This is a genomic window from Cryptosporangium sp. NPDC048952 (genome assembly GCF_043197895.1).
Classification (GTDB): Bacteria; Actinomycetota; Actinomycetes; order Mycobacteriales; family Cryptosporangiaceae; genus Cryptosporangium.
On record NZ_JBICTY010000012.1, the window covers coordinates 15,203 to 38,407 of the forward strand.

General features: G+C 68.3%; 21 protein-coding genes and 4 pseudogenes. 12 read left to right on the plus strand and 13 right to left on the minus strand.

Translation table 11 applies throughout. The features are described from left to right. The first annotated feature begins 76 nt into the window (after positions 1–76). On the plus strand, positions 77–334 hold the full coding sequence (locus ACGFY5_RS43335) for an IS3 family transposase (RefSeq protein WP_392730741.1): 258 nt from the start codon (positions 77–79) through the stop codon (positions 332–334). 970 nt (positions 335–1,304) lie between these two features. Further along, a complete protein-coding gene (locus ACGFY5_RS43340) occupies positions 1,305–1,454 on the plus strand; it encodes a hypothetical protein (RefSeq protein WP_392730742.1) in 150 nt (49 codons plus the stop codon). Positions 1,455–1,960: 506 nt separating this feature from the next. On the opposite strand, the gene ACGFY5_RS43345 is transcribed toward ACGFY5_RS43340, so the two are convergent. Next, a complete protein-coding gene (locus tag ACGFY5_RS43345) occupies positions 1,961–3,763 on the minus strand; it encodes a glycoside hydrolase family 15 protein (protein ID WP_392730866.1) in 1,803 nt (600 codons plus the stop codon). A gap of 553 nt (positions 3,764–4,316) precedes the next feature. Beyond that, positions 4,317–4,943, minus strand: a complete 627-nt coding sequence (locus tag ACGFY5_RS43350) for an RpiB/LacA/LacB family sugar-phosphate isomerase (RefSeq protein ID WP_392730743.1) — start codon at positions 4,941–4,943, stop codon at positions 4,317–4,319. 62 nt (positions 4,944–5,005) lie between these two features. Between ACGFY5_RS43350 and ACGFY5_RS43355 the strand changes: the two are divergent. The 3 genes and pseudogenes from ACGFY5_RS43355 (at position 5,006) to ACGFY5_RS43365 (ending at position 6,649) form a co-directional block, all read left to right on the plus strand. Beyond that, positions 5,006–5,717: pseudogene (locus tag ACGFY5_RS43355) on the plus strand (cysteine hydrolase family protein). Between the two features lie 507 nt (positions 5,718–6,224). Beyond that, on the plus strand, positions 6,225–6,425 hold the full coding sequence (locus ACGFY5_RS43360; RefSeq protein WP_392730745.1) for an extracellular solute-binding protein: 201 nt from the start codon (positions 6,225–6,227) through the stop codon (positions 6,423–6,425). Further along, the gene (locus tag ACGFY5_RS43365) at positions 6,401–6,649 is read left to right on the plus strand and encodes a hypothetical protein (RefSeq protein ID WP_392730747.1); all 249 of its coding nucleotides are present in this window, start codon (positions 6,401–6,403) and stop codon (positions 6,647–6,649) included. The genes ACGFY5_RS43360 and ACGFY5_RS43365 overlap by 25 nt, the downstream gene beginning before the upstream one ends. A gap of 47 nt (positions 6,650–6,696) precedes the next feature. On the opposite strand, the gene nagA is transcribed toward ACGFY5_RS43365, so the two are convergent. After that, entirely contained in the window at positions 6,697–7,809 is a 1,113-nt protein-coding gene (nagA, locus tag ACGFY5_RS43370) for an N-acetylglucosamine-6-phosphate deacetylase (protein WP_392730749.1), read from the minus strand. Continuing rightward, positions 7,809–8,192 carry a hypothetical protein gene (locus ACGFY5_RS43375; protein WP_392730751.1) on the minus strand — a complete coding sequence of 128 codons (384 nt, stop codon included), beginning with the start codon at positions 8,190–8,192 and terminating at the stop codon, positions 7,809–7,811. Before ACGFY5_RS43375 ends, nagA begins: the two co-directional genes overlap by 1 nt. On the opposite strand from ACGFY5_RS43375, the gene ACGFY5_RS43380 reads away from it, so the two are divergent. Next, entirely contained in the window at positions 8,172–8,417 is a 246-nt protein-coding gene (locus ACGFY5_RS43380) for a hypothetical protein (protein WP_392730752.1), read from the plus strand. The genes ACGFY5_RS43375 and ACGFY5_RS43380 overlap by 21 nt on opposite strands. An 86-nt stretch (positions 8,418–8,503) precedes the next feature. Here ACGFY5_RS43380 and ACGFY5_RS43385 read toward each other — a convergent pair whose 3' ends face one another. The 5 genes and pseudogenes from ACGFY5_RS43385 to ACGFY5_RS43405 form a co-directional block, all read right to left on the minus strand. Continuing rightward, the gene (locus tag ACGFY5_RS43385; RefSeq protein WP_392730753.1) at positions 8,504–9,271 is read right to left on the minus strand and encodes a glycoside hydrolase family 3 N-terminal domain-containing protein; all 768 of its coding nucleotides are present in this window, start codon (positions 9,269–9,271) and stop codon (positions 8,504–8,506) included. After that, positions 9,268–10,089, minus strand: a complete 822-nt coding sequence (locus ACGFY5_RS43390) for a carbohydrate ABC transporter permease (RefSeq protein ID WP_392730755.1) — start codon at positions 10,087–10,089, stop codon at positions 9,268–9,270. Before ACGFY5_RS43390 ends, ACGFY5_RS43385 begins: the two co-directional genes overlap by 4 nt. 67 nt (positions 10,090–10,156) lie before the next feature. Further along, the gene (locus ACGFY5_RS43395) at positions 10,157–10,963 is read right to left on the minus strand and encodes a carbohydrate ABC transporter permease (protein WP_392730756.1); all 807 of its coding nucleotides are present in this window, start codon (positions 10,961–10,963) and stop codon (positions 10,157–10,159) included. Between the two features lie 123 nt (positions 10,964–11,086). After that, positions 11,087–11,599, minus strand: a pseudogene (locus ACGFY5_RS43400) (extracellular solute-binding protein); the annotation flags it as partial. Positions 11,600–11,662: 63 nt separating this feature from the next. After that, complete coding sequence (locus tag ACGFY5_RS43405) at positions 11,663–12,118, minus strand: nitroreductase/quinone reductase family protein (RefSeq protein ID WP_392730757.1); 456 nt, start codon at positions 12,116–12,118, stop codon at positions 11,663–11,665. 57 nt (positions 12,119–12,175) lie between these two features. On the opposite strand from ACGFY5_RS43405, the gene ACGFY5_RS43410 reads away from it, so the two are divergent. The 6 genes and pseudogenes from ACGFY5_RS43410 to ACGFY5_RS43435 all read left to right on the plus strand — a co-directional run. After that, entirely contained in the window at positions 12,176–12,685 is a 510-nt protein-coding gene (locus tag ACGFY5_RS43410; RefSeq protein ID WP_392730758.1) for a MarR family winged helix-turn-helix transcriptional regulator, read from the plus strand. A gap of 1,390 nt (positions 12,686–14,075) precedes the next feature. Beyond that, a pseudogene (locus ACGFY5_RS43415) lies at positions 14,076–14,423 on the plus strand (LLM class flavin-dependent oxidoreductase); the annotation flags it as partial. A gap of 860 nt (positions 14,424–15,283) precedes the next feature. Further along, on the plus strand, positions 15,284–15,463 hold the full coding sequence (locus ACGFY5_RS43420) for a helix-turn-helix transcriptional regulator (protein ID WP_392730868.1): 180 nt from the start codon (positions 15,284–15,286) through the stop codon (positions 15,461–15,463). Continuing rightward, positions 15,460–16,881, plus strand: coding sequence for a tyrosine-type recombinase/integrase (locus tag ACGFY5_RS43425; protein ID WP_392730760.1), 1,422 nt, complete (start codon positions 15,460–15,462; stop codon positions 16,879–16,881). The genes ACGFY5_RS43420 and ACGFY5_RS43425 overlap by 4 nt, the downstream gene beginning before the upstream one ends. Positions 16,882–17,074: 193 nt before the next feature. Next, a complete protein-coding gene (locus ACGFY5_RS43430; RefSeq protein WP_392730762.1) occupies positions 17,075–17,335 on the plus strand; it encodes a hypothetical protein in 261 nt (86 codons plus the stop codon). Between the two features lie 270 nt (positions 17,336–17,605). Beyond that, positions 17,606–18,424, plus strand: a pseudogene (locus tag ACGFY5_RS43435) (alpha/beta fold hydrolase); the annotation flags it as partial. A gap of 88 nt (positions 18,425–18,512) precedes the next feature. On the opposite strand, the gene ACGFY5_RS43440 reads toward ACGFY5_RS43435, so the two are convergent. The 4 genes from ACGFY5_RS43440 to ACGFY5_RS43455 form a co-directional block, all read right to left on the minus strand. Continuing rightward, positions 18,513–19,037, minus strand: coding sequence for an RDD family protein (locus tag ACGFY5_RS43440; RefSeq protein ID WP_392730763.1), 525 nt, complete (start codon positions 19,035–19,037; stop codon positions 18,513–18,515). A gap of 81 nt (positions 19,038–19,118) precedes the next feature. Further along, entirely contained in the window at positions 19,119–21,812 is a 2,694-nt protein-coding gene (locus ACGFY5_RS43445; protein WP_392730764.1) for an AAA family ATPase, read from the minus strand. A 296-nt stretch (positions 21,813–22,108) separates the two neighbouring features. Next, positions 22,109–22,528 carry a Dabb family protein gene (locus ACGFY5_RS43450; RefSeq protein ID WP_392730765.1) on the minus strand — a complete coding sequence of 140 codons (420 nt, stop codon included), beginning with the start codon at positions 22,526–22,528 and terminating at the stop codon, positions 22,109–22,111. A 204-nt stretch (positions 22,529–22,732) separates the two neighbouring features. Then, complete coding sequence (locus ACGFY5_RS43455; RefSeq protein ID WP_392730766.1) at positions 22,733–23,194, minus strand: SRPBCC family protein; 462 nt, start codon at positions 23,192–23,194, stop codon at positions 22,733–22,735. Positions 23,195–23,205: the final 11 nt, after the last annotated feature.

The window sequence follows — 23,205 nt, forward strand, 5'->3', positions numbered from 1 at the left end:
GCGGCCCAGGAAAACGGGTCAACATTGTTGATACCGCGTCCTGGGCCGACTTCACCGACCCGACCGGGCGTCGGTCATGAGGTTCATCGACGAACACTGTGATCGTTACGCGGTCGCGTTCCTGCTGCGGGTCCTCGGCATCTCCTCCTCGACCTACTACGGCTGGGTCGCGCAGGCCGCGGCGCCCTCCGATCGCGACGAGGTCGACCTCGGCCTGCTGTCGAACATCCACGAGATCTGGACGACGTCCGGCTGCACCTACGGCGCTGACCGCCTCCACCAGCAGTTACGCCGCGACGACATCCGCGTCGGCCGGAACGTGTCGAGCGATTGATGGCGCGTGAAGGCTGGCAAGGCGCGTATCTGCGACGCGGCTGGAAGACCGGCTCCAGTACCCGGCGCAACCCGGACGCGTCGCCGGCCATCGACCTGGTCGAGCGGAACCTCACCGCGGCCGGGCCCAACCGGCTCTGGGTCGCCGACGCCCAGAATGCCTTGCGGGCAAGGCGCGTATCTGCGACGCGGCTGGAAGACCGGCTCCAGTACCCGGCGCAACCCGGACGCGTCGCCGGCCATCGACCTGGTCGGGCGGAACCTCACCGCGGCCGGGCCCAACCGGCTCTGGGTCGCCGACGCCCAGAATGCCTTGCGGGCAAGGCGCGTTCTGGCTCGCCGCGGTCCGCGACGCCTACTCCCGCCGGATCGTGGGCTGGAAGACCTCTGACCGGTGCGACACCGACCTGGTCCTCGGCGCGCTCGAGTACGCCGTCTGGACCCTTGACCTTCTCTTGGCGAGGCGTTGTCTTGCGCACAAATCATTGATTTGCGGGCGACGTTGCTCGATGAGGCACCACACTGGCTCCAGAGCTCCTGCCCATCCCGAACCCCTCCCGGGACTGGGCAGGAGTTCAGCCATGGCCCGCCCCATGTGCAGGGGGCCCGGATCTTTATGCTGAAGTGACGCGGAGAAACCGCGCGCTGGTCATGCCTTGCTCCGCCCAGCCTTACCTAAATCAGTCGAGCACCATGGGCGGCAAAGGGCGGGCCGGTAGGACGTCTGGCGCAGAACTCCTGTCGAAGGACCGTTGCTCATTGCCGAACTCGGCTTGGCCGGTGCAAGACATGGACGTGGTCAGTGACTCGCCGGCTGGAAACTCCTCTGATCGGAAGGATCGGGGAGCGCGAGCCACGAGATGGTCGGCGTCTTTGAAGCTTAGCGACGCGAGTTCGGCCTTCCCGCCGTCTGGCGATCGGCCAGTTCTGGTCGAGGTCCAGCGGCACCGTTAAGGGAGTGGTGGGGAGCCGTGGTCGCTGTGGTGATCGGCGTGACCGTCGCGTACTTCCCGCTGATCCGGCCGCATCTCCCATTCTCGAACGAACCGGTGGCGGTGCTTGCGCGTCTGCGCAGCGATCCGGGGTACGCGACGCCCACCAGGGGTCAGGTCGGGCGCTGAGGAGCGTGCGGAGCACGTAGGCGATGAACGTGTCGCGCTGAGGGTGCATCGCCGATGCGCCAGATTGTGGCGCGGCCTAAGCGCGCTCCGTTCGCGGTGGTCTGATCTGCCAGGTCGTCTTTCCAGAGGATCAACATTCCGTGCGCGGTCGAGCGAATGTCGTTGGCCCGTTCGGCTTGCGGGCCGGTCCCGGTCAGCTGAACGAGCATTGCGGTCCTCCGTGACGTCGGCTCACCGTTCTGATTGAGGGCGTTTAGCCCATCATCTGGGTGGCGGGAGCGGCAGCCCCCGGGAGTCGTGGCTGTATCTAATCCGTCAGGATTTAGAGCTGATGCTCGCGGTCTGGGATCGTGCCGACATGAGTGACGAGATGACGGCACGGCTCGAGCAGCGACTCGACTCCGATCAGAAGCGCTGGAAGGAGTAGCTGCGCGGTCAGATCACCGTTGGCGCCGAGGATGCGCAGGGACTGTTGCGTCTTGCACCGGCCATGCCCTGGTGTGCCGCTATGCGTGATGCTCCTCGGAGCGCGCCTGGGACGGGCCACGGGCTGTCGAGAGGTTGCGGGCCGTGTCGATGAGCGGGACGTGGCTGAACGCCTGCGGGAAGTTCCCGACCAGCCGCCCGGCCTTCGGGTCGTACTCCTCCGAGAGCAGGCCGACGTCGTTGCGCAGCGCCAGTAGCCGTTCAAACATCTCTCGGGCCTCGGTGTCGCGGCCGCTCAGCGCGTAGTTGTCGGCGAGCCAGAACGAACATGCGAGGAACGCGCCCTCCCCGCCGGGCAGCCCGTCCACTCCGGGCTCTGGAGGCTGGGTGTAGCGCAGCACGAACCCGTCGACGAGCAGTTCGTTCTCGATTGCGGCGACCGTTCCGCGCACTCGCGGGTCGTCGGCGGGCAGGAAACCGACCAGCGGAACCATGAGCAGCGCCGCGTCGAGTTCGCGTGATCCGTAGGACTGCGTGAACGTCTGCCGCTTCTCGTCGTATGCGTTCGTGAGGATGTCGGCGCGGATCTCCTCGCGCAGCGCCTTCCACTGCTCGACCGGGCCCGGCAGTCCGAACTCCTCGACGCCCTTCACCGCGCGGTCGGCCGCTACCCAGGCCATCAGCTTGGAGTGGGTGAACTGCAGCGAATCGCCGCGGACCTCCCAGATGCCCTCGTCCGGATCGCGCCAGTGGCCGGCGACGAAGTCCATCAGCTGCACCTGCAGTCCCCAGGCGGGGTCCTGCGCCTTCAGCGCCGAGCGTCTTCCCTGGTGCAAGGCGTCCATCACTTCGCCGTAGACGTCGAGTTGGAACTGTTCGGCGGCGGCGTTGCCGATGCGGACCGGGAGTCCGTCGTAGCCGGGCAGCCAGTCGGCGACGTACTCGGTGAGCCGGCGTTCTCCGGCGACGCCGTACATGATCTGCATCTCGGCCGGGTCGCCGGCGATGGCACGCAGCAGCCACTTGCGCCACGCCTGGGCCTCGGCCTGGAAGCCGGAGTAGAGCAGCGACTGCAGTGTGATCGTCGCGTCGCGCAGCCAGCAGAAGCGGTAGTCCCAGTTGCGGATGCCGCCTAGCGCCTCCGGCAGCGACGTCGTCGCCGCGGCCACGATGCCGCCGGTGGGGGCGTACGTCAGCGTCTTGAGCGTCAGTAGTGAGCGGACGACCGCCTCGCGCCACTCGCCCTCGTACGTGCAGGCGGACATCCAGCCCTGCCAGTATCCCTCGGTCGCTCCGAGCTCGACGATCGCGTCCAGCGGCTCCGGCGGCGGAAGGTGTGAGGGGCGGTACGTGAGCACGAAGGGCGCGCGGTCGCCGGGCCCGACCGAGAACTCCGCTGTCGTCGCGAAGTCCTCGCCGCGTGTCTCGACGGGCGTCCGCAGCCAGACCGCGTCCGGTCCGGCGACCGCGACCAGGTCGCCTTCCTCCCGGTAGACCCACGGAACGATGCGGCCGTAGTCGAATCGCAGCCGGAGGTGCATCCGCATCGGCACGCGTCCGCGGACGCCTTCCACGATGCGAACGACGTCCGGAGCATCGCCGCGGGGAGGCATGAAGTCGATGACACGGACCGTGCCCTCATCGGTGTCGAACTCGGTCTCGAGCACCATGGTGTCGCCGCGGTAGCGGCGCCGGACCGCGCGGACCTCTCCCGCCGGCGCCAGCAGCCACCGGCCGTGCTGCTCGGTGCCGTGGAGTGCGGCGAAGATCGCTCCGGAGTCGAACCGGGGAACGCACAGCCAGTCGATCGACCCGTCCTTACCGACCAGGGCCGCGGTGGCGGTGTCCCCGATGACGGCGTAATCCTCGATCGGCAGTGGCATGGCTACCCCTATGCGCTCGTATCTCCTGCGGGTAGGTGCCCAGGAGGGACCCGAGCGGAAACCCTCGTCAGGGGCGCAGACCGTCCAGGAGCACGGTGACGACGCGACCGCGGCGGCCCGGGGCGTCATCAGAGAGTGTCGGGAGGGGAGAAGGCCAGGGCCGGGCCTAACTCCGAACCCGGCGGACAGGCCGAGATAGAGGGGCAGCGGTGAAGGGTCCAGTGCGAGCGTGATCAAGGTGACGATGCCTGCGGTGGCCGGGCCGAGCAGCGCCACCGGCATGATGTGGCCCCGGCGCTCGGTCAGCAGGCGCGGAAGGACACCTTCGCGGGCGAGATTGCTCATCTGGCGGCTTAGCGCCACCGACACGCCGATCGATTTGCTGAGGATCGCGAGAGTGGTCAGGATGCCGAGCACCACCAGGGCCGCGGAGGCGTGGCCGTCGAAGACCCGGACCGTCGTCTCGGCCAGCAGTGGCTTCGCCTCGGTGCCGGTCAGGCTCTGGTAGGTGCCCTTCGCCATGGCGACGGCGTCCTCGGGCCGAGGGCGACGCTCACGGCGAAGCTGCCCACCACCCCCCGATGGTGGCGATCACGAAGCCGAGCACGGTTGCGCGAGGGACGGTGCGGGCCGGGTCGCGCACCTCGTCTGCATACAGAAGCGCGGACTCCGAGCCGACGAAGCCGGTCAGTGCCATGCAGGTGGCGAGGACGAAGGACCCGGTGAGCATCGAGGCCGGGTCGAGGGCAGCGGAGGAGACCTGACCGCCAGTCGGATGGAGGAATGCCCCGACGATCAGGACGAGGAGGGCGATCACCTGGACGGCCGTCAGGCAGGCCACGCCCGGCTCGCTCATGACGTTGGCGTCGTTGTTCGCCCGGGCGATCTCGGCCAGGAACGTGTCGTGGGCGAGCGTGGCCCGGATCCCGCGGATCTTATTGCAGGCCATCTGCTCGCCGCGACCGCCGAACCGATCGGCCTCGTGGCGCGGAATAGGTCGCCATCGGCGCCCTTGATTTGTTTGATCCCATTCAGCGCGGACTCGTCGCACGCGGACGTTGTCACCTTCCCGATCCGCGCGACGGCAGAGGAATCGAGCCGTACCGATCGGATCGGCCGACGGTACATCGAATTCGGGTAGTCCCTGCGCGATTCCACCGGCGAGTGCCTCAACACTCATGGTGATTCCCGTGCGTCGATACGGTCCAGGGCGGACCAGTTCATCACGGAAGGACGCGTGCCGTGAACACGCCGCTCACCGATCGGCAGTCGGCGCCGCACTGGAACACCGCTGCGCTCGTGCTCACCGACGTGCAGCAGGATTTTCTCTCCGACAGCCCGTACGGCGTGCCCGGCACCACCGAGGTTCTGCCCCGGATCCGGGACCTGGTCGCCGCGTTCCGCGCCGCCGGGAAGCCGATTGTCCACGTCATCCGCCTCTAGGCCCCGGACGGCAGCGATGCCGACCGGGTCCGCCGCAGCACGATCGCCGGCGGGGCCCGGATCGTCGCGCCCGGCAGCCCGGGGCGGGAGATCGTCCCCGGACTGCTTCCCGAGGGCGCTCCGGTCTTGGACGACGCCAGTCTGCTCGCCGGTGAGCCCAGCCGGTCGGCCCGGGTGAGTACGTACTCTGCAAACCACGCTGGGGAGCGTTCTACCGCACTGCTCTGGCCGACCTGCTGAGCAGCGCGTTGGCATCGACACGCTCGTGGTCGCCAGGTGCAACTTGCCGAAATGCCCGCGGGCCACCCTGATCGAGGCCAGCGAACGCGACTACCGCATCGCGCTGGCGACCGACGCGACGTCCAGGATCAGCGAACAGGGCCTGCGCGAATTGGCCGGGATCGGCACCGTCCTGCTCACCACCAAGACGATCAGCGAGAACCTGCGCCACCGGGCCGGGAGGCCCCCACGCCGGAAGAACGGGCCGCGCTGGCCGAGGACCCGCCACTGACCGGGGCGGACGTGGAACGCGACGAGCTGCCCCAGCCGATCCGGCCTACGCTGATCAGCGACACGGATTACGCCGAGGTCTGCGTTCCCACGATCGATAGCGAGGCGGTCCACCCGACCTGCTAGCCCCTGCGTGCATTCAGGTCGGGACGAGCGCACACCGACCGTTCGTCATCTAAACGACAGTCGGAGGCCGAAACTTCGGAGTTCTGTCATCGCTTTCGCACTGCGGAAATGCCGCGGCAAGTCGCTGAATAGTCAGCTCAGACGCGAGCCTTGATGCGCTACCGCGGTGCAAGCGTCGCGGAAACTGACGCGCCAGCTCAGCGGCCACCGGCGTCGGACCGGTGGCACACGACTTTCGGAGGCATCCGTGCGCCATTCCGTCCTACTCGCCGCCACAGCGGCGGCAGCCGCGTCGTTACTGCTATCCGGTTGCGGCTCAGCGGACAGTGACGATTCCGGTTCGACGTCCGCTTCGGCGTCGGCCGACGAGTTGAGTGGCACCGTGACCGTGTCTGCTGCCGCCTCACTCACCGAGTCGTTCGCGACGCTCGGCAAGCAGTTCGAGGAAGCGCGCCCCGGCCTCACCGTGAAGTTCAACTTCGGCGCGAGTTCGGCGCTGGCCGAGAGCATTGGGCAGGGCACGCCCGCCGACGTGTTCGCGTCGGCGAGCACGAAGAGGTGGACCTGGCCAAGCCGAGCGTGAAGATCGCGCTCTGCCAGGAGCAGGTGCCGTGCGGCGCGACCGCAAAGAAGGTTTTCGAGAAGGCGAAGATCACGGTCATGACGAACTTGACCGTGGCGGCGTTGACGTCACCGGGTGCGGCTGAGGCCGGCGCGCCGACGATGGCCATACAAACCAGCCGCTACGCGTCCGCGCGAGCTGGCCGGCTAACACCACGCGCGAACCTGCTGTCATTGCCGAGTTAAGTGTGTTGCGCGAGCCAAGCGTCAGGGCCAGGGCGCCCGATGTTGAGTCAGATCCATCGGCCGGCTAGCACGACCCGGCCTGCCGTGCCGTCGGAGTTCAGGACGACCAGATCGGCCCGTTTTCCGGGAGACAGCGTGCCGCGGTCGTCCAGACCGAGAAGTCGGGCGGCGTTGGCCGAGGTCATCGCGACTGTGTGCGCCGGCGAGTCGGTCAGTGCGCGGAGGCGCACGCCGGCGCGGTCGAGGGTCAGTGTCGAGCCGGCCAACGTGTCGGTCCCTCGCAGATGGGCGGCACCGTCGCGGACGGATACCTGCCGGTCGGCGAAGGCATATACGCCGTCGCCCAACCCAGCAGCCGGCATGGCGTCGGTCACCGCCAGGACGCGCTGTGGGCCAGCCGCGGCCACGGCGAGGCGGAGCATCGTGTCATGGACGTTGTGGCCGTCGGCGATGAGATCGACGGACAGGCGCTGGTCGGTGAGGGCAACGCCGACCGGTCCGGGCTGTCGGTGGTCGAGCGCAGGCAGCGCGTTGAAGAGGTGGGTGACCGCTCGAGCACCGGCGTGGACGGCGGCGGTGAAGGTGGTGGCGGTGGCGTCGGAGTGTCCGAGGGAGACGGCGATTTCGGGCCGTTGGCGGATCAGCTCGAGGGCGCCGGGCAGCTCCGGGGCGATGGTCATGGTTCGAGCGAGCCCGCCGGCCGCCTCGAGAAGTTGTTCGAGCACTCTTTCGTCGGGTTGCCGCAATGCCGTCGATGTCTGGGCGCCGCGGCGGCGTACGGACAGAAAAGGGCCCTCGTAGTGGATACCGACGATATTGGGTGCCTCTCCGGCCGCCACCGTTTGCGCGATCGCGCGGGCGGCGTCGCACATGGCGGGCAGGCCGGTCGTCGCGATGGATGCCAGCAGGCTGGTGGTTCCGGCAGTGAGGTGCGTGCGGGCGGCGGTGATGACGTCGGCGTGGCGGCCCGAGTACAAGCCACCGTGGCAATGCGGATCGACGAAACCCGGGACGACCTCCGCGCCGCGCAGGTCGATGTGAGCCTCGCCGGGCGGCCGTCCGGTGCCGATTGCGGCTATCCGGCCGTCGTCGATGCGCAGCCATCCGGCCCCCGGCGGCCCGCCGTCGACGGTCGCTCCGGCGAGCAGTAGGTGGCTCATCAGCCGCCGGTCAGCGCGGCGGCGGCGGTGCGTGTGCACACCCCGGAGGCGCCGAACGTCTGTACCCAGCCCCGCGCGGCGGACAGATCCAGGCCCTCGAAACCCATGTCCACCACGACCGTGTCGGGATGACGGTCGAGGACGAGGCTGATCACGGCGCGCTGCCAGGCGAACCGGTGCGGGCTACGGAGCAGCAGGACGACCTCGCCGTCGTCGAACTCCTCGGTGAACTGCACCACCTCGGCATGCACGGTGGCCGCGCCGTTGTAAGTGGTGGCGTCGATGGTGAGACCTTCCACTGCCAGCCCCCGGGAGGCGAGTTCGTCTTCCAGGTCCGCGCCGAGCCGGCCGACCGCGGGTGAGTGATCGGGTTCCAGCCGCACCACCAGGAGGTGCCGTCCGCGCAGCCGGGGGTCACCGTGTACGCGGGCAGCTCGTTCGGCGAGGCGCCGGCTGATGTCGTCGTCGCGCTCGGCGCCCGTCGTGGGTTTCCGCCGGCCCAGCCGCGCCAGCCGCGCGTTGGCCTCCGCGAGGCGTTCAACGGCCAGTTCGCCCTCTCGACCGCGGCGATCAGTGCTCCGGCCGCGGTGTCGACGTCCTCACGGTAGGACGCCGCGCCGAGACACAGCGCGTCGGCACCCGCGGCGACGGCCCGCGCCGCCGCCTCGGCCAGCGGAGCGACGTCCCGGACGCCTCACATCTCCAGCGCGTCGGTGATGACCACACCGTCGTAGCCCAACTCGCCGCGCAGCACATCGGTCAGCAGCACCGGGCTCAAGGTGGCAGGCACGTCGTCGACTTGCCGGACGAGGTCGTGCGACACCATGATGCTGTCGACTCCAGCGGCGATGGCGGAACGGAACGGGTCGAGGTACCAGCCGAGCAGGTCGTCGCGGTGCACGTCCACGGTCGGGGTCGCCAGATGACCGTCGGTGCCGCTGAGACCGTGTCCGGGATAGTGCTTGGCGCACGCGCTCACGCCGGTCGACTGCAGGCCTTCCACCCAGGCGGCGGCGTGCGCGGCCACGCGGTCGGCGCCGAACGTCCGGACGCCGTTGGGGCTGAGCGGGTTGGCCGCGGTGTCGACCGCGGGCGCGAGGTCCCAGTCGATGCCGGCCGCGACCAGCGACAGCCCGATCTGCTCGGCCGCGACGCGGGTGGCGTCGAGATCGTCCAGCCGGCCCAGCGCGTAGTTGCCCGGCACGGAGGTCCCGCCGTAGGACTCGATCCGGGTGACGTCGCCACCTTCCTCGTCGGTGGCCAGCAGGACGTGTTCGCGCAGCCCGTGCAACTCCCCGGTGAGCCTGCCCAGCTGCTCGCGGGAGACGATGTCCCGGCCGAAGACCACGAATCCACCCAGACCCCGCCGCACCCGTTCGGCCACCCACACCGGCGGGGTAGGCCGGCCGAGGGCTGGGAAGAGCACGCCGTGGGCGAGCCGGTCCAGATCCACAGTGGTCATGCGCGTACTGCTCCGGAGGTGGTGGCGCCGACCAGGCGACGCTGAACGAACAGGAAGAAGACCAGGACAGGAAGGGAGAAGATGGCCGATGCGGCGATGAGGGCGCCGTCGTCCACGCCCTCGGAGGTCTGGAAGGAGACGATCCATACCGGCAGCGTGTAGTGCGTCTGCGCACGCATGATGACGTAGGCGAACAGGTAGTCGTCCCAGGCGTTGATGAACGCGAAGATAGAGGTGGCGGCCATTCCGGGGGCGAGCAACGGCAGGACGACGCGGATGAACGCCTGGAGGCGGCCGCAGCCGTCGACCATGGCTGCTTCTTCGAGCTCGATCGGGATCCCGGCGACGAACGAGCGCAGCGTCCAGATCGTGAACGGCAGCACGAACGTGAGATAGGCCAGTGCCAGCCCGGCGAACTGGTCGAGCGCGCCGATGGACCGCAGAACCAGGTACAGCGGAATGACCAGGGCCGAGCTGGGGATCATCTGCACCAGCACCAGCACGGTCAGGAACGTCCGGCGGCCGACGAACGTGAACCGGACGACCGCGAAGGAAGCACCTACCGCGAGTGCCATCGCCAGCACCACGGTCACCAGTGAGACGACGATCGAGTTGCGGGCGTACGTCCAGAAGTTCGGGTCGTCCAGCGCTCGGGAGAAGTTGTCGACGCTGATCGGCCATGGAAGGAAGTGGGGAGTCGAGCGCATGATGTCGCCGGGCCGCTTCAGCGCCGTGACGAACATCCAGTAAACCGGGAACGCCATCACGCCGGCGGCCCCGAGCGCGACGACATTCGCGCCCAGGCGTCGGCGCTTCACCAGGCCTCCCCGGAGGCGAGCGTGCGGCGGGTGTGCAGGACGGCGAACACGGCAAGCAGCAGGACGGTCAGAACGGCGATGGCGGCCCCCCGCCGTAGTCGTTGCGGGTAAATGCCTCGATGTAGGAGTAGACGCCGAGCGTCGTGGTCGCACCCTGGGGACCGCCCTGGGTGAGCACCCAGAAGGGAGTGAAGGAGTTCACCGTCCAGATCACTTCGAGCACGGTCAGCAGGGCCAGGACGGGCTGCAGGATCGGGAGGGTGATGTGCCGGAACGTCCCGCCGGCGCCGGCGCCGTCCAGCCCGGCCGCCTCGACCAGCGACTCCGGTATCTGGCCGAGTGCCGCGAGGACGGTCAGCACGACGAACGGTAGTCCCTTCCACACGATGAGCAGGATGATCAGGGAGAGCGCGGATAGCGGGTGCGCGAACAGGTCTCGGGTGCGGAAGCCCGCGTCGTCCATGACCGCCCCGATCATCCAGTTGACGACGCCGTAGCGAGGCTGGAACAACCACTGCCAGACCAGGGCCGCCGAAACCATGGGCATGGCCCACACCAGGATCAGCACCACGGTCGTGACCAGGCGCGCCCACCCGGAGGCGCGCAGCAACACGTGTGCCAAGAAGACTCCGAAGCCCATCAGCAACGCGACGCAGGCGCCGGCCACGATCAGGGTCCGGACGAGCACGTCCCAGAACGTGCCGTCCGCGAGGACCGCGGTGAAGTTGTCCGCACCCACGAACGGCGCCTCGCCGGTGAAGAGTGCACGCGGACCGAAGCTCTGCGTCGACAACACCAGCAACCGGATGACGGGATAACCCAGCAGCCCGGTGAGCGCCAGTACGGCGGGCAGGATTAGCGCGTACGGAAGCACCCAGTCCGGACGCCGGCGGCGGTCCGGCGCCGGCGCCGCCGGTGGCGCGACGGTTGCCGGTCCCGGCGGGGTGGGGCTGGGTGAGCGGTCAGCGCCATGCTTCGCCTCCGATGCCCTGTTCAGTCACTTATTGGTGTTGAGGACCTCAGCGGCGTGCTGGTCGTACGCCTTCGTCGCGGCGGTGAGTTTCGTGCCGCTGGCGACCTGGGAGAAGAAGCCCTCGTTGTAGTTCTCGGTCTCGAGCGTCGCCCAGCCCGGCGCAGCCGGTAGCGCCTTGCTGGTCTTCGAGGCCAGGGTGGCGACCTCCAGCTGCTCGGTCACGCCGGAGGCGGGCAGGAATGCCGGCACGACCGGCAGCAGATTCAGCTGTTGGGCCATCTTCTGCTGGAAGGCTTTGCCGCTGACGATTCGGAGGAAGTCGACGGCGGCGGTCGGGTGCGCCGACTTCTGGGCCACGCCGATGGTCGATCCGGACACGATGACCGGCAGCGTCGTGCCGCTGGTGTAACCGGGCATCGCGAAGAACCCGATCTTGCCGTCCATGGCTTTGTTCTTCTCGATCACTGCCGCCGGTTCCCACGCCTTCACGTACGCCATGGCGGCCTTTCCGTCGGCGAAGATCTGGTCCTGGTCCGGGCTGTTGGTGTTAACGGTCCGCGAGGACGGCGTCGAGCAGGTGTTCTGAAGCTGCTTCCAGGCTTAGGGCGGCAGCGTGCCTTCGAGGACCTCGAAGATCTTCACTCGGTCCGCCGCCGCGGCGAACTGGTCCGGATCGCCGCTGCTGACCAGTCCGAGCCGAACGAAAAACGGTACACCGCCAGGAACCTCGCGCGGGAACGCCCGCATCACCGCCCGGCGGAGGTCGAGATCCTTCACTTCCCGCAGTTGCACCGGCCGCCTTCTCCGAGCTCTGGCCAGCGTTCCGTGACCGGCGGCCCGGACGTTCTCCGCCCACTGCGACCGGGCGACGCCGGCGATAACGTACTCGCGACCACCGACCATCAGCGGAGAGACCGGAGTCGAGCGGGGCTGGCCGGAAACCCGGCCCGGAACGGTGAGAACCTGCACGGTGCCGAGCGCAACACCGATCCGGCTCACCCCCTTGACAAGACGGTTGGCCAGCGGCAACCACCGCGGAAGCGGCTGCAGGGACATGGGCGGCTCCTTAACCATTCGAACATCGAAGGATCCACCCAGCGTAGAATCCTTCGAGTGTCGAAGCAATCTGAGCGTGCCGCACTGCTCGAAGCCACCGCGACGGCCGCGGCGGAGTTCGGTGCCGCCGCCGCGCAGGTCGACGCGGCGGCCAGCGCGATCCTCGGCGTCAACCGCACCGACCTGAGGATCCTGGGATCCCTTTACGGCCGGAAACGCCTCACCGCCGGAGAAGCCGCCGCGGCCGCCGGGCTGAGCGCGGCCGCCACCAGCACCGCCATCCAGCGACTGCTCGCCGCCGGCTACGTCTCGCGAGACCCCGATCCCCAAGACCGCCGCCGAGCCGTCCTCGCGCTGACGCCGCCTGCCCACCGGATCCTCCAACGCATCTACGACCCGATCGGAGCCGCAGGCCGCGCCGCCCTCGACACCTATACCGACGCCGAGCTGAGTCTGGTCGAACGTTTCCTGACCAGAGGACGCGAGCTCCAGCTCTCCCACGCCGAACGCATCCACAGCCTCTCCACCGCCATGTCCACGGAAGCCGCGGATCGGGGAACGCTCTGACGGCGGCCAGATGAGGACGTACGTTAGGTGACTCCGTCTCTCGCCCAGGTCACTGAGGTATGGGCCCAAGTCGGTCGCCATCCACGTCTTTTCGCCAGCAACTCTGACGGTCGGCGGGTTGCAGGGTTCTTCCCTCCTGCGCGATGAACCCTGAACAGGGGCCACAAGCGGCAGTCCGCCGGGAATAGATTGGAAGGGCTCTCAAAGCGCCCCGCTCTAAGCAGCGCCGGAACTTGATGCGTTCTGAGAACCGAGGAGATCCGGTCAGCCAACAACCCGAGTAGCGCTATTGGAGATCCCACTTGAGCGTCCAGGTTTTGGAGGCGTTTCGTGTCTCTACCGACTAATCCTGCAGAGCGCGATGACCACGCCCACGAGGGCACGAAGCCGCCATCCAGCCCACGGCCGCGGCCGCCTGCGCAGGGAGGCGTCCAGCTTCGCCCTGGCGGCGCCACAGCTGGATGGGGAGGCGCCTAAGGAGGAATTCCAAGCGGTGGCGGCAACTTACCATTCAACCAGAAACTTTTCGACTCTGCCGAGGCCAGCAACGAAGACTTCAGTACCACCATCGGGTCCGAAGCCGTGCTTGAGCCTGCGCCGTGGCTTCCCACGCCGGACGGAGGGGTTACGGTCGGATCGGGTCGATTCGTTCTCGGTTAAGCGAATTGACGGTGACTTTAAGGACGGAGCAGACGCCGCCTGACTTGTCCATGTGAGGCTGGCCGGCGATGACGACGAAGTTGCACTCAGGCACAGTTTTCTAGCTAAGAAGAGTTGTGCGAGTGGATCGACCTCGTTTCCCCGGGGCGGCATTCAGAACTTCCCCTCCGCGTTTGCTTAGCGAATGAGCCAAGATTGTGCCGGGCGGCAGCCGTGACCCGACACGGGATACACGAGAGGTACGCTCCGCTGATCGTTGACATGCGCCGCTTGAGGCCGACATGGACCTGCCGACTAGCGAGTGGAGTCTCGATACTCCACTCGCTATCCCATCCGCGGCAGAAGCGGACGTCCCCGGGTCTACGCCAGATCAGCGGTGGACGACGATTGCGATTCCCGTCGCAGCAAAAAGGATGAGCGCCGCAGCCGTTAAAGCCCAACCAATGTTTACCAGTCGGTGCTTGCGAAGCACTACTGTAGACGCATGCACAGCATGTAGTCGAGGACGCGCGTCTCGAAGATGCGGTTAGCGCGTCCGATCACTTCTGCTGCTTCCCCCGCGTTCCCCGAGAGTGCCGCCAGACTGCCAAAGTATCACGATTCCTCTGGCATGCGGATAAGCACCGTGCCCAAGTCTTCCGCGTCGTCACCCGCACCCGAATGGCTTTCCGTCTGCTGGGAACGTTCGCTGATCTCTCGGATATTGCGACTGTGCACTTCTGGAGGCACCGTGAAATTCGGAGTTGCAACTCTTGTCACCGATCAGGGAATCCGTCCTGACGTTCTCGGTCGAGAGGTCGAACAGCGAGGATTTGACGCTTTGTTCCTCGCAGAGCACACGCACATGCCGGTCGAGGTGAAGTCCCCCCCGGGGGGGCAACTGGATCGGAACTACTACCGCACCCTAGACCCTTTCGTGGCGCTCACCGCCGTAGCCATGGCGACCGACCATCTGTGGCTCGGAACCGGGATCACCCTGTTGTCGCAGCGCGATCCCCTCATCACCGCGAAGGAGATCGCTTCCCTGGATGTGCTGTCGAACGGACGAACTATCATCGGAATCGGCGTGGGCTGGAGCTCTCGCCCGTACGGCGGAAATAAGCCGCTCCGCCCACAACCAGAAGCAAAGCCGCCAGCGTTTCTTCCGCGACACCAGGCCCTGCACCGGCGTCGCGAGCGCCCCGACGATCCTTGGTCTGGAAAGGCCGACTCCAAGCCAGTATCACCAGGAAGTTGGTAGTAGCGCGGGTTGGATCGCGGTGGTACAAATAGAATGGGAGACTCGATAAGCCTCCATTTCGGACTTTTAAATCCGCGGGTCTGCGCGTCGAAGCTCTCCGCTTTGCCCGGGCGGATGAGCTGCTCGGCTCCGGCCAGATCTTCCGGCCATTGCGGGCGTGGGCGTCTCATATCAGCTCACAACCCACCGACGCTGTGGGGTGCTGTGAGCTATTGGGTTGCTCGCCGGGCTTCACGGTTGCGTTTCGCGCTGACTGTCCGGCATCGGAGAGTTCGGCAGTGGTCCTCGTTGCGCCGGTTGGCCAGAAGGTGAACCGCACGAAGGTATGGCGGCCATCCCGCGGCGCGATGACTGGCTGTGCCGGCGACCGACATCCCTCGCCGATCTCATTCGCCCACGTTGTAGTTCGTTCACCTCTATGCGCTCGTTGGCGTCCGGCCCCAGGGGCCGTTCGCTGGCGAGCGTTTCGTCATTCCCTCGTTTTGAAAGGACCGCCACGCATGGCTGGCTCGCACCACTCTGCCCAATACCCCACTGAGCGCCGTGATTCGGCTCGGCGCCTCTCTGCTCGTTCGCGTTCGGCTGGTCCGGATGGCGGCCGCGATCAGAGCGGGGGTGACTTGACCGGTCGCCGGGGTCGGAGCGTCGATCAGACCGCTCCCATACACCGAGCGGATCCGGAGGAGGAGTTGTTGACCGTGTCCGAGGTCGCGGCCGTTCTAAAGATCTCTCCCGACACGCTCTATCGCTGGCGTCAGCTTGGCAGCGCGCCGCGCGCGATCCGGCTGCCCAACGGCCATCTGCGGATTCGCCGCTCGGACCTGACCGCCTGGGAACACGCCCACCTCGACGACCACGAACAGGAACGACGCTTATGACCCCGGCAGCACCCACCGCCGGCGGAAGCAGCAGCTTCCAGGTGCGCTTCCGTGACCTGCAGTACGTCAAAGGGCCCCGCGACAAGACCGGCCGGTGGCGGGTCCGCTGGACCGTCGGCGGCTCGGGCAACGAGAAGACCGCGTCGTTCAAACATAAGGTGCCCGCCGACCGCTACCTGTCTCAGCTGAAGTCCGCGTTGAATAACGGCGAACCGTTCGACCTGGTCACCGGCCTGCCCGCGAGACTGGCCCGGGCTCGTGAGTCGGTCACCTGGTTCGCCCACGCCCAGGACTACGCCCGGATGCGCTGGGCTCGCTCGGCGCCGACCGACCGCCGGTCCCGCGCCGAGGGCCTGACCACCATCACCCTCGCGCTACTCACACCCCGCCGCAGCGGGGCACCGGATCCAGCGATCACGCGACGCGCGTTGCTGCACTACGCGTTCCGGCCCGTCCAGGCATGGACCGATCCACCCGCCCCACAGATCACCGCCGCGCTGGCGTGGATCGAAAAGCACTCGCTGCCGGTACACGCCCTGAGCCAGCCGGCCACCGTGCGGCACGTCCTGGACGCCTGTGCGGTCAAGCTCGACGGAACCCCGGCCGCGGCCAGCACGCTGTCCCGCAAACGCGCCACGCTGTCCCAGACCTGCCGCTACGCCATCGAACGCGGCCTGCTCACCACCCCACCCCTCCAACTCGTCCGCTGGCGGCCACCCGAGACCGCCCAGACCCTCGACCGGCGCACCGTGCCCAGCCCGCAGCAGGTGACCGCGCTGCTGGCCGCGGTCGGAGCACAGGGCCCGCACGCCGAACGGCTCGTCGCGTTCTTCGCGACCCTCTACTACGCCGCGCTGCGCCCATCGGAGGCCGTACGCCTGGAGATTGGCGACTGCGACCTGCCCGACACCGGCTGGGAACGGCTCACCCTCACCGGCGCAGAACCCAAAGCCGGATCCGCGTGGACCGACACCGGCAGACCCCGCCAGGCCCGCGGCCTCAAACGTCGCGCCGCGACCGAGACCCGCACCGTCCCGATTCCGCCCGTCCTCGTGGCGATCCTCCGCAACCACCTCAAGGAATACGGCGGTGGCCCCGACGACCGGGTCTTCACCAACATGCGCGGTAACCCTCTCCAGGACACCGGCTACAACCGCGTCTGGCACCGCGCCCGCACTACCGCCCTCACCCCCGCCGAGGCCGCGTCGCCGCTCGCGCGCCGCCCCTACGACCTGCGGCACGCCGGCATCACCATCTGGATCACCCACGGGCTGCCCATCACTGAAGCCGCCCGCCGCGCCGGTCAAGGCGTCCAAGTCCTGATGCGCGTCTACGCCGGCTGGATCCAAGGCCAATACAGCAGCGCCGAAACCGCCATCGGCGAAGCCTTCGCCACCCAATCCCCGCTCGCTGGATAACAGCGAAGCAACAGGCGCTTGCGCAGTAGCCGGGCAAACCGGAGCTCCTTTGCGGAAAGGCTGGGGTGGTAGCTCCATCCGTCGACGTGCAGGAATTGGAACAGTTCCCGGCACCAGGCGCCCGATACGGCGGGAGCCGTTCGATCTAGGAACCTCGGCGCTTCATCGAACACGCGTTCGCCATACTGGCGAGATGCGGGACGAGGCCGATGAGGAGCGCGAGTACCTGGTGTGGGTGCGTATCGACGGCGTCGTCCGGCGGATCCTGATCAAGGCCCGCACCGCGGAGGCCGCACGCACACGTCCCGCGCAGGACCTGCACCGCGGTCAGCAGCAGACCTATCCGACGGTCGAAGGCGGCTCTCCCGGCGAACTCACGGTCGTCTGGCTGAATGTGGCCACCCTCGAAGTCGGCGAACCGCACCCGACGCGTACACCCAGGCCACGGGGGTAGAGCGTCACGCATCGTGCGTTGCTCGGCGGTGCGACGGCGCTCGACGAGTCTGACGCCTGCGGCGGGTTCTGAGCAGCGAGCGGGGCCGGCGCCAGCGAGCGTGCCGTTTACGCGCTCAAAGCGCGGACAGCGGTGCAGCCGGCTACTTCGCGGCCGGCTAGACGGTGAGTGTGACGCTGGCGGGGCGGTGATCGGTGGGCCGCTGATCTCGGCGCGTATCGCCGTCGACGGTCTGAGACTGCCACGCGGCGTGTTCGATGGTTCCGGAGCCAGGGCTACGGCCGTTCCTCCGGACCCGCGCCGAACGGACGCCTACCGGATGCTCGAGCTGGTGGAGGACAACGTCGCGGTCGTCCGTGCCCTGGGCGAGGAGACGGCGGTGGTGATCGGCCACGACTGGGGCGCCACCATCGCAGCGAACTCGGCGCTGGTCCGGCCGGAGGTCTTCCGCGCGGTCGGGCTGTTGAGCGTTCCCTACAGCCCGCGCGGCGGTCCGCGGCCCAGCGAGGCCTTCGCCCAGCTGGGTTGGGAGGAGGAGTTCTACGTCTCCAACTTCCAGCAGCCGGGCCGCGCGGAGGCCGAGATCGAACCCGACGTTCGCGGCGGGCTCGCGGGCTGCTACGCCGCGTTGCTCGGCGACACCATGGCACCGCCCGACCCGCACTTCGTCAGCAGGAACGGCAGGCTGCGTGATCGGTTCCCCGTTCGAGCGGCGGCCGGCCTGGCTCAGCGAGGAAGACCTCGACGTCTATGCCGGGGAGTTTGAACGACCGGCCTCACCGGGGCGTTCAACCGCTACCGGAACATGGACCGGGGCTGGGAGACCTCGCCGCGTTCGACGGCGCTCCGATAACCCAGCCGTCCCAGTTCGTCGGCGGCGTCCTGGACGCGTCGACGACCTGGCTGGCCGCGGCGATCGAGGCCTATCCGGTCACGCTTCCGGGACTGATCTCCTCCCGGATCCTCGACGGGTGCGGCCACTGGATCCAGCAGGAGCGGCCTGCCGAGGTGAACCGGATCCTGATCGAGTGGTTGGCGGTCTCCGCCGCGGCGGCACCGACGGCCTCGCCGCGGCGCGAGACGACGTGACCGTCGACGATTCCGAGGCGGGTGGTCGTTCTGGCTTCCCGTCACCTGCACGCGGACACGCGGCTCGGCCGGGAGGCCGGCGGGGTGGTCAGGAGCGGCGAATGACGTGGGTGGCGGCTGCTTTGTCGTGGAGGCACTGCTGCAACGGCCGATCCCAGAGGCACCACAGTGCGTTGACGAGCCCCAGAAGGGGCGTGAGGCTGCCGAAAACGAAGAAGACCTCGCGGCCCAGCCCCCGCGCGAAGCCGACCGGTGCGCCGCCGGAGGAGACGACGCGCAAGCCGAGGAGCCACTTGCCCGGCGTCGTTCCGTGGTAGACAGCGAAGGAGACCGCGGAGTACAGGACCCCGGACAGCGGCAGCCACAGCGAGAAGACCCAGCCAGGAATCGGGCTGGCCGGGGCGGCGAGATCCGCGAACAGCCGATCCGGCAGGCCGGGCAGAGCGAAGAGAAGAAACCACAGGGCGAGGTCGACGAGGCGTGCGGCGAGTCGACGAACCGGGGTGATCGGCGGGGGGGCCGGTGACTGTCGGCTCGGTTCGTCGCGGCCGGCCGGCCCCGAGCCCGCGGAGAGTGGCGGGTCTGGATGGGCCGACTCAGGTACCGGTAGCACGGGCTCTCCTCTGCGATCGCCTGATACGACTCTGCGAAGGTGGTGCGTGGACTTCGCCGGCCCCTGACGCGCGAACCGGTGTCAGACCGGGCCGAGCCCCGGCGCGTCCTTGAGTTGCCTGCGGGAGGTGACGCCGAGCTTCCGGAAGATGCTGCGCAGGTGGGCGTCGACGGTGCGTGGGCTCAGGTACAGGCGAGCGGCGATCTCCGGGGAGGTCGCACCGGTGGCGGCCAGCCGAGCGACGTACAACTCCCGTGGCGTGAGCTGATAGTAGGTCCGAACGGATCGGCTGCGGGTGACCGCGCCGGTGGCGAGCAGCTCATCGGCGGCCCGCTGCGCGAAGGCGTCCATTCCGGCGCCGGACAGCAGCTCGTGGGCGATCTCGAGGTGTCCACGGCTCTCGCGTCGGCGCCCGTGGCGGCGCAGCCATTCCCCGTAGTGAAGCTGTGACCTGGCCCGGTAGAGGAGCAGCGGCGATTGTTCGAGGTGTTCGATCGCCTCCCGGTAATCGTCCTCCGCTCCGGTCACCAGACCCCGCGCGTAGGCTGCGATGCCTGAGCCGGTCGGCGTGTCACCGGCCTCCGCACGTTCGGACAGTGCCTCGAGCGCGTCCGTGGCGGCTCCGGTCTCGCCGCACCGGACGGCCGCCTCGATCAGTTCCGGTAGCGCGGCGCCGGCGAGGAACAGGTCACGGGATGCGACGGCCTGTCGGGCAGCCGTGAGCGCGGCCGGGTAGTCGGCCAGGCTGTTGTTCAGCACGGCTGCCGACCAGTGCACGTTCGCGGCCAGATGCTGGGACCCGAGCTCGGATGCTGCCGCTGTGACGTCCGAGAACAGCCGGAACGCCGCCCGGTCGCCACGGACGGCTGCCACGTGGAGGCGGTCGTAGTACGCCGGGGCCAGGCCGAGGGCTTCGGCGATTGCTTCGCCTTCGGCCGTGGCCGCGATGGCGCGGCCGACGTCGCCCATGAGCGCGGCGCTGGACGCCGCTAGGGCGAGACCCAGCCGGAGCACGAGGGGCGAGCCCGACGCGCGGCCGGTCGTCAGGAGCCACTCGACGATCGCCAGGTTGATCCCGACGTCCCAGAATTCGGCCGCGAGCATGGCGCCGAGAGCGGGACGCCGTTTCCACATCGGCCTCTCGGCGTCGTGGAGTGTCGCCCGGATCAGTGGGGCGGCGGCCCGGTGTCCCTCGGTGGCCAGCGACACCAGTGCATCCAGGAGATCGGGTGAGCGGGAGGTCGGTGCTGCGGAGCGGGCGGCGGAGAGGACCAGTTCCATGATGCCGCTCGCCCGGCCGACGAACAGACTCTTCTCCAGGGTGTCGACGAGGCACTTCCGCGACCGGTCGGGGTCCACGTCCCGGAGCCACTCCGCGGCACGCAACATGAACGCCGGGCCGTTGTCCTCGTCGTGCCGCGCGAACGCGATCTGAGCGCGTAAGAGTTCGACGTCGGCGTGCCCGCGTTCGTCGAGGACGGCGCCTCCGACGGTCCGGAGGAGTTCCGCCGCGGTGTCGACGGTGCCGGCGTCGAGTCCGGCCTGCGCTGCCGCGAGCGTTCGTCCGACACGCTTGTCGACGTCGGCGGAGAGTGCGGCCGCGCGCTCCAGGAACGCCGCCGCGGCGGCGTGTCCTCCCCGCGACCGAGCGCGGGACGCGGAGCACTCCAGCGCCGTGGCGATCTCCTCGTTCGTGCTGGCGCAGGCCAGGGCACGGTGCCACGCTCGTCGGTCGGGATCCACCGTCGGATCGGCGGCGTCCGCCAGTGCCTCGTGGGCTGCGCGCCGTTGATCAGCTGACGCAGCGCCGTACACCGCTGACCGGGCGAGCGGATGGCAGAAGCGGATCCGGGTGGAGAACTCGACCAGGCCGGTGTCGGCGGCTGCCGCGCAGACACCCGCGGCGTCGAGGTGCAGCTGACGCGCGGCAGACCACAGCCGGTGCGGATCACCGGTCGGGTCGGCGCTCGCGACCGTGAGCAGCATCTGTGGTGCGGCGGGAAGGCCGGTCAGTCTGGCCCGGAAGCTCAGTTCGATCCGGGTCGGCAGGGATGACGTGTCGGGCGGTGCGAAGCCGCCCGCCTTCGGGAGTTCGAGGAGCGCGAGAGGGTTCCCGTGCGCCTCGGCCACGATCCGGTCGCGTACCTCGTCGTCGAGGTGTGCACCACCGCTCGCCGCGAGCACCAGACGCGATTCGCGGTCGCTGAGCCCGCCGACGACCAGACCGGGCAGCCGGCCCAGCGGGTCCTCCTCCGCACCGGGCGTCCGGACCGCGAACACCATCGTCACGGGCTCGGCGCTGATACGGCGGGCGAGAAACACGAGTGCTTTCGCCGAGGCGGGATCGAGCCATTGCGCGTCGTCGATGACGCAGAGCAACGGACGATCCCGCGCCGCGCGCGCCAGCAGGTTCAGCGTCGCCAATCCGATCTGGAACAGGTCGCAGGTTTCCTGTGCCGGTCCGAACACGAGCCGCAGGGCGTCGCGGTGTTCGGCCGGGAGCTCCGCCACCTGTCCGAGGAGTGGGGTGAACAATTGGTGCAGCGCCGCGTAGGGCAGCACGGTCTCGAATTCCGCGCCGGAGGCACGGATGATCCGGAGATCCGCAGCGGCTTCGCACATGTGGTCCAGGAGTGCGCTCTTGCCGATCCCTGTCTCGCCGCGCAGCACCGCGACGCCACCCCGGCCTGCGCGAGCGGCGGCGCACATCTCGTCGAGATGCCGGATTTCGTCGTGCCTTCCGACGAGGCGAGGAGGAGGCCCGTCCGTCCGCATGATCCGAACGGTATCGCCTTCCGCCACGGTGGATGAAACGGTCGGCTGAACACAGGAATTCAGGTCGCGGTCGCCGATGCGAGCGATCCGCAGGCCACTGAACGTTGCGTCCTCGACATGATCGAAACGATGGGCACGACAATTGCGCCTGGCCTCGACGTGAGCGAGTGGTGGCCGAGGCACGACATACCTCGGCCTACCTCGTCTTTGCCGGACCGTGGCTGACGAACAGCCTCGCGGCCGCCGAGTGCCGGCCAGGTGGGGACTCATCGTCGCACACGGTCGATCACAGCGTTCTAACCCCCTGTGAAGGGCATCGCGCTACTCCCGAGGTTCATCGGTAGAGCGGCTATGAGCGTGGCGAGTTCGGGGTCGGATTCGACATGACGCCTCTGCAGGTCGGCAACTTTCTGGCGGAAGTCGGGGTCATCGTCGTCCGTGATGTCGAAAGCCTCGAACTTGGCCATGAGAGGCAGTCCGCCCCGTTCGGCCGCGAAATGAGCCGGATGGGAGAGGTATTGCCAATAGCTGTCCAGACCAGCCAAGACGAACACCGCTCCGAAGTCGTAGTCGGCGCTGACGTCGGCGCCGACTACGAAATGCAGGACGGCAGGAATTTCCTCGCCGGCTCTCCGCAACACGGCCACCGCCTCGTCCGCAACTCGTGGAGAAACGCCGTCCTTCATTTTTATGCGATTTCCGTGATAGATCAACATCGCCGCCTTGGAGTAGGGGTCCGGACTGTGGCGTCGCGGCAGGTATCGGCGCGCACGACGTCCACCGCGTCAGAAAAAACACTTCGCCGGTTTCGTTCGCATCGGCAGGACCTACGTAGCTGGCCGGCTCGGGGAACAAGGGCTCGTCCACGGTGTTTCCCGCAGTGCCTGCCGGTCTCTGTGCGGCCGGCACCGGGTCCTCCCTCAGCCGATCCTCGCGGTGGCTGCTTCCGCCGCGGTAGCGAGATGGGTGAGCCAGGACGCGAGCGACGCGTCGAGCGAAGCACGGAGGTTCTCGGCGTCGGCCCGGACCGGGTCCCCGTCCCAGGACTCCTTGGTGCGGACGTGCGTGATGGCACCGTTGGCGGTGAACGTCCACTGGTGCACGCCGTCGATCCCGTGCGCGGGGCCGCCCCAGAGGATGCGGTGAGGAACGTCGATCGCGTAGACGGTGGAGACGATCGAGAGTCCGGAGGTGGTCCAGCGGAACGTGGAACCGACGTCGAGCGGTCCGTCGGCCTGGGCGGAGCCGATGTCGGTCTGCCACTCCGGCCAGCCGTCGACGTCGACGTGGAGCTTCCAGACCCGGTCGATCGGCGCGTTGATGGTGAGCTCGCGGCGGACTACGACGACGGCGTTCTCGTCGATGTGCGTCGGGTAGGTCATCGGATGTCCCT

What these genes read in the sequence shown, in the direction of transcription:
- ACGFY5_RS43335 (WP_392730741.1), top strand. Translation starts at nt 77, where the DNA reads ATGAGGTTCATCGACGAACACTGTGATCGTTACGCGGTCGCGTTCCTG.
- ACGFY5_RS43345 (WP_392730866.1), bottom strand. Translation starts at nt 3,763, where the DNA reads ATGCCACTGCCGATCGAGGATTACGCCGTCATCGGGGACACCGCCACC.
- ACGFY5_RS43350 (WP_392730743.1), bottom strand. Translation starts at nt 4,943, where the DNA reads ATGAGTGTTGAGGCACTCGCCGGTGGAATCGCGCAGGGACTACCCGAA.
- nagA (WP_392730749.1), bottom strand. Translation starts at nt 7,809, where the DNA reads ATGAGCCACCTACTGCTCGCCGGAGCGACCGTCGACGGCGGGCCGCCG.
- ACGFY5_RS43385 (WP_392730753.1), bottom strand. Translation starts at nt 9,271, where the DNA reads ATGACCACTGTGGATCTGGACCGGCTCGCCCACGGCGTGCTCTTCCCA.
- ACGFY5_RS43405 (WP_392730757.1), bottom strand. Translation starts at nt 12,118, where the DNA reads ATGTCCCTGCAGCCGCTTCCGCGGTGGTTGCCGCTGGCCAACCGTCTT.
- ACGFY5_RS43425 (WP_392730760.1), top strand. Translation starts at nt 15,460, where the DNA reads ATGACCCCGGCAGCACCCACCGCCGGCGGAAGCAGCAGCTTCCAGGTG.
- ACGFY5_RS43430 (WP_392730762.1), top strand. Translation starts at nt 17,075, where the DNA reads ATGCGGGACGAGGCCGATGAGGAGCGCGAGTACCTGGTGTGGGTGCGT.
- ACGFY5_RS43445 (WP_392730764.1), bottom strand. Translation starts at nt 21,812, where the DNA reads ATGCGGACGGACGGGCCTCCTCCTCGCCTCGTCGGAAGGCACGACGAA.
- ACGFY5_RS43450 (WP_392730765.1), bottom strand. Translation starts at nt 22,528, where the DNA reads ATGTTGATCTATCACGGAAATCGCATAAAAATGAAGGACGGCGTTTCT.
- ACGFY5_RS43455 (WP_392730766.1), bottom strand. Translation starts at nt 23,194, where the DNA reads ATGACCTACCCGACGCACATCGACGAGAACGCCGTCGTCGTAGTCCGC.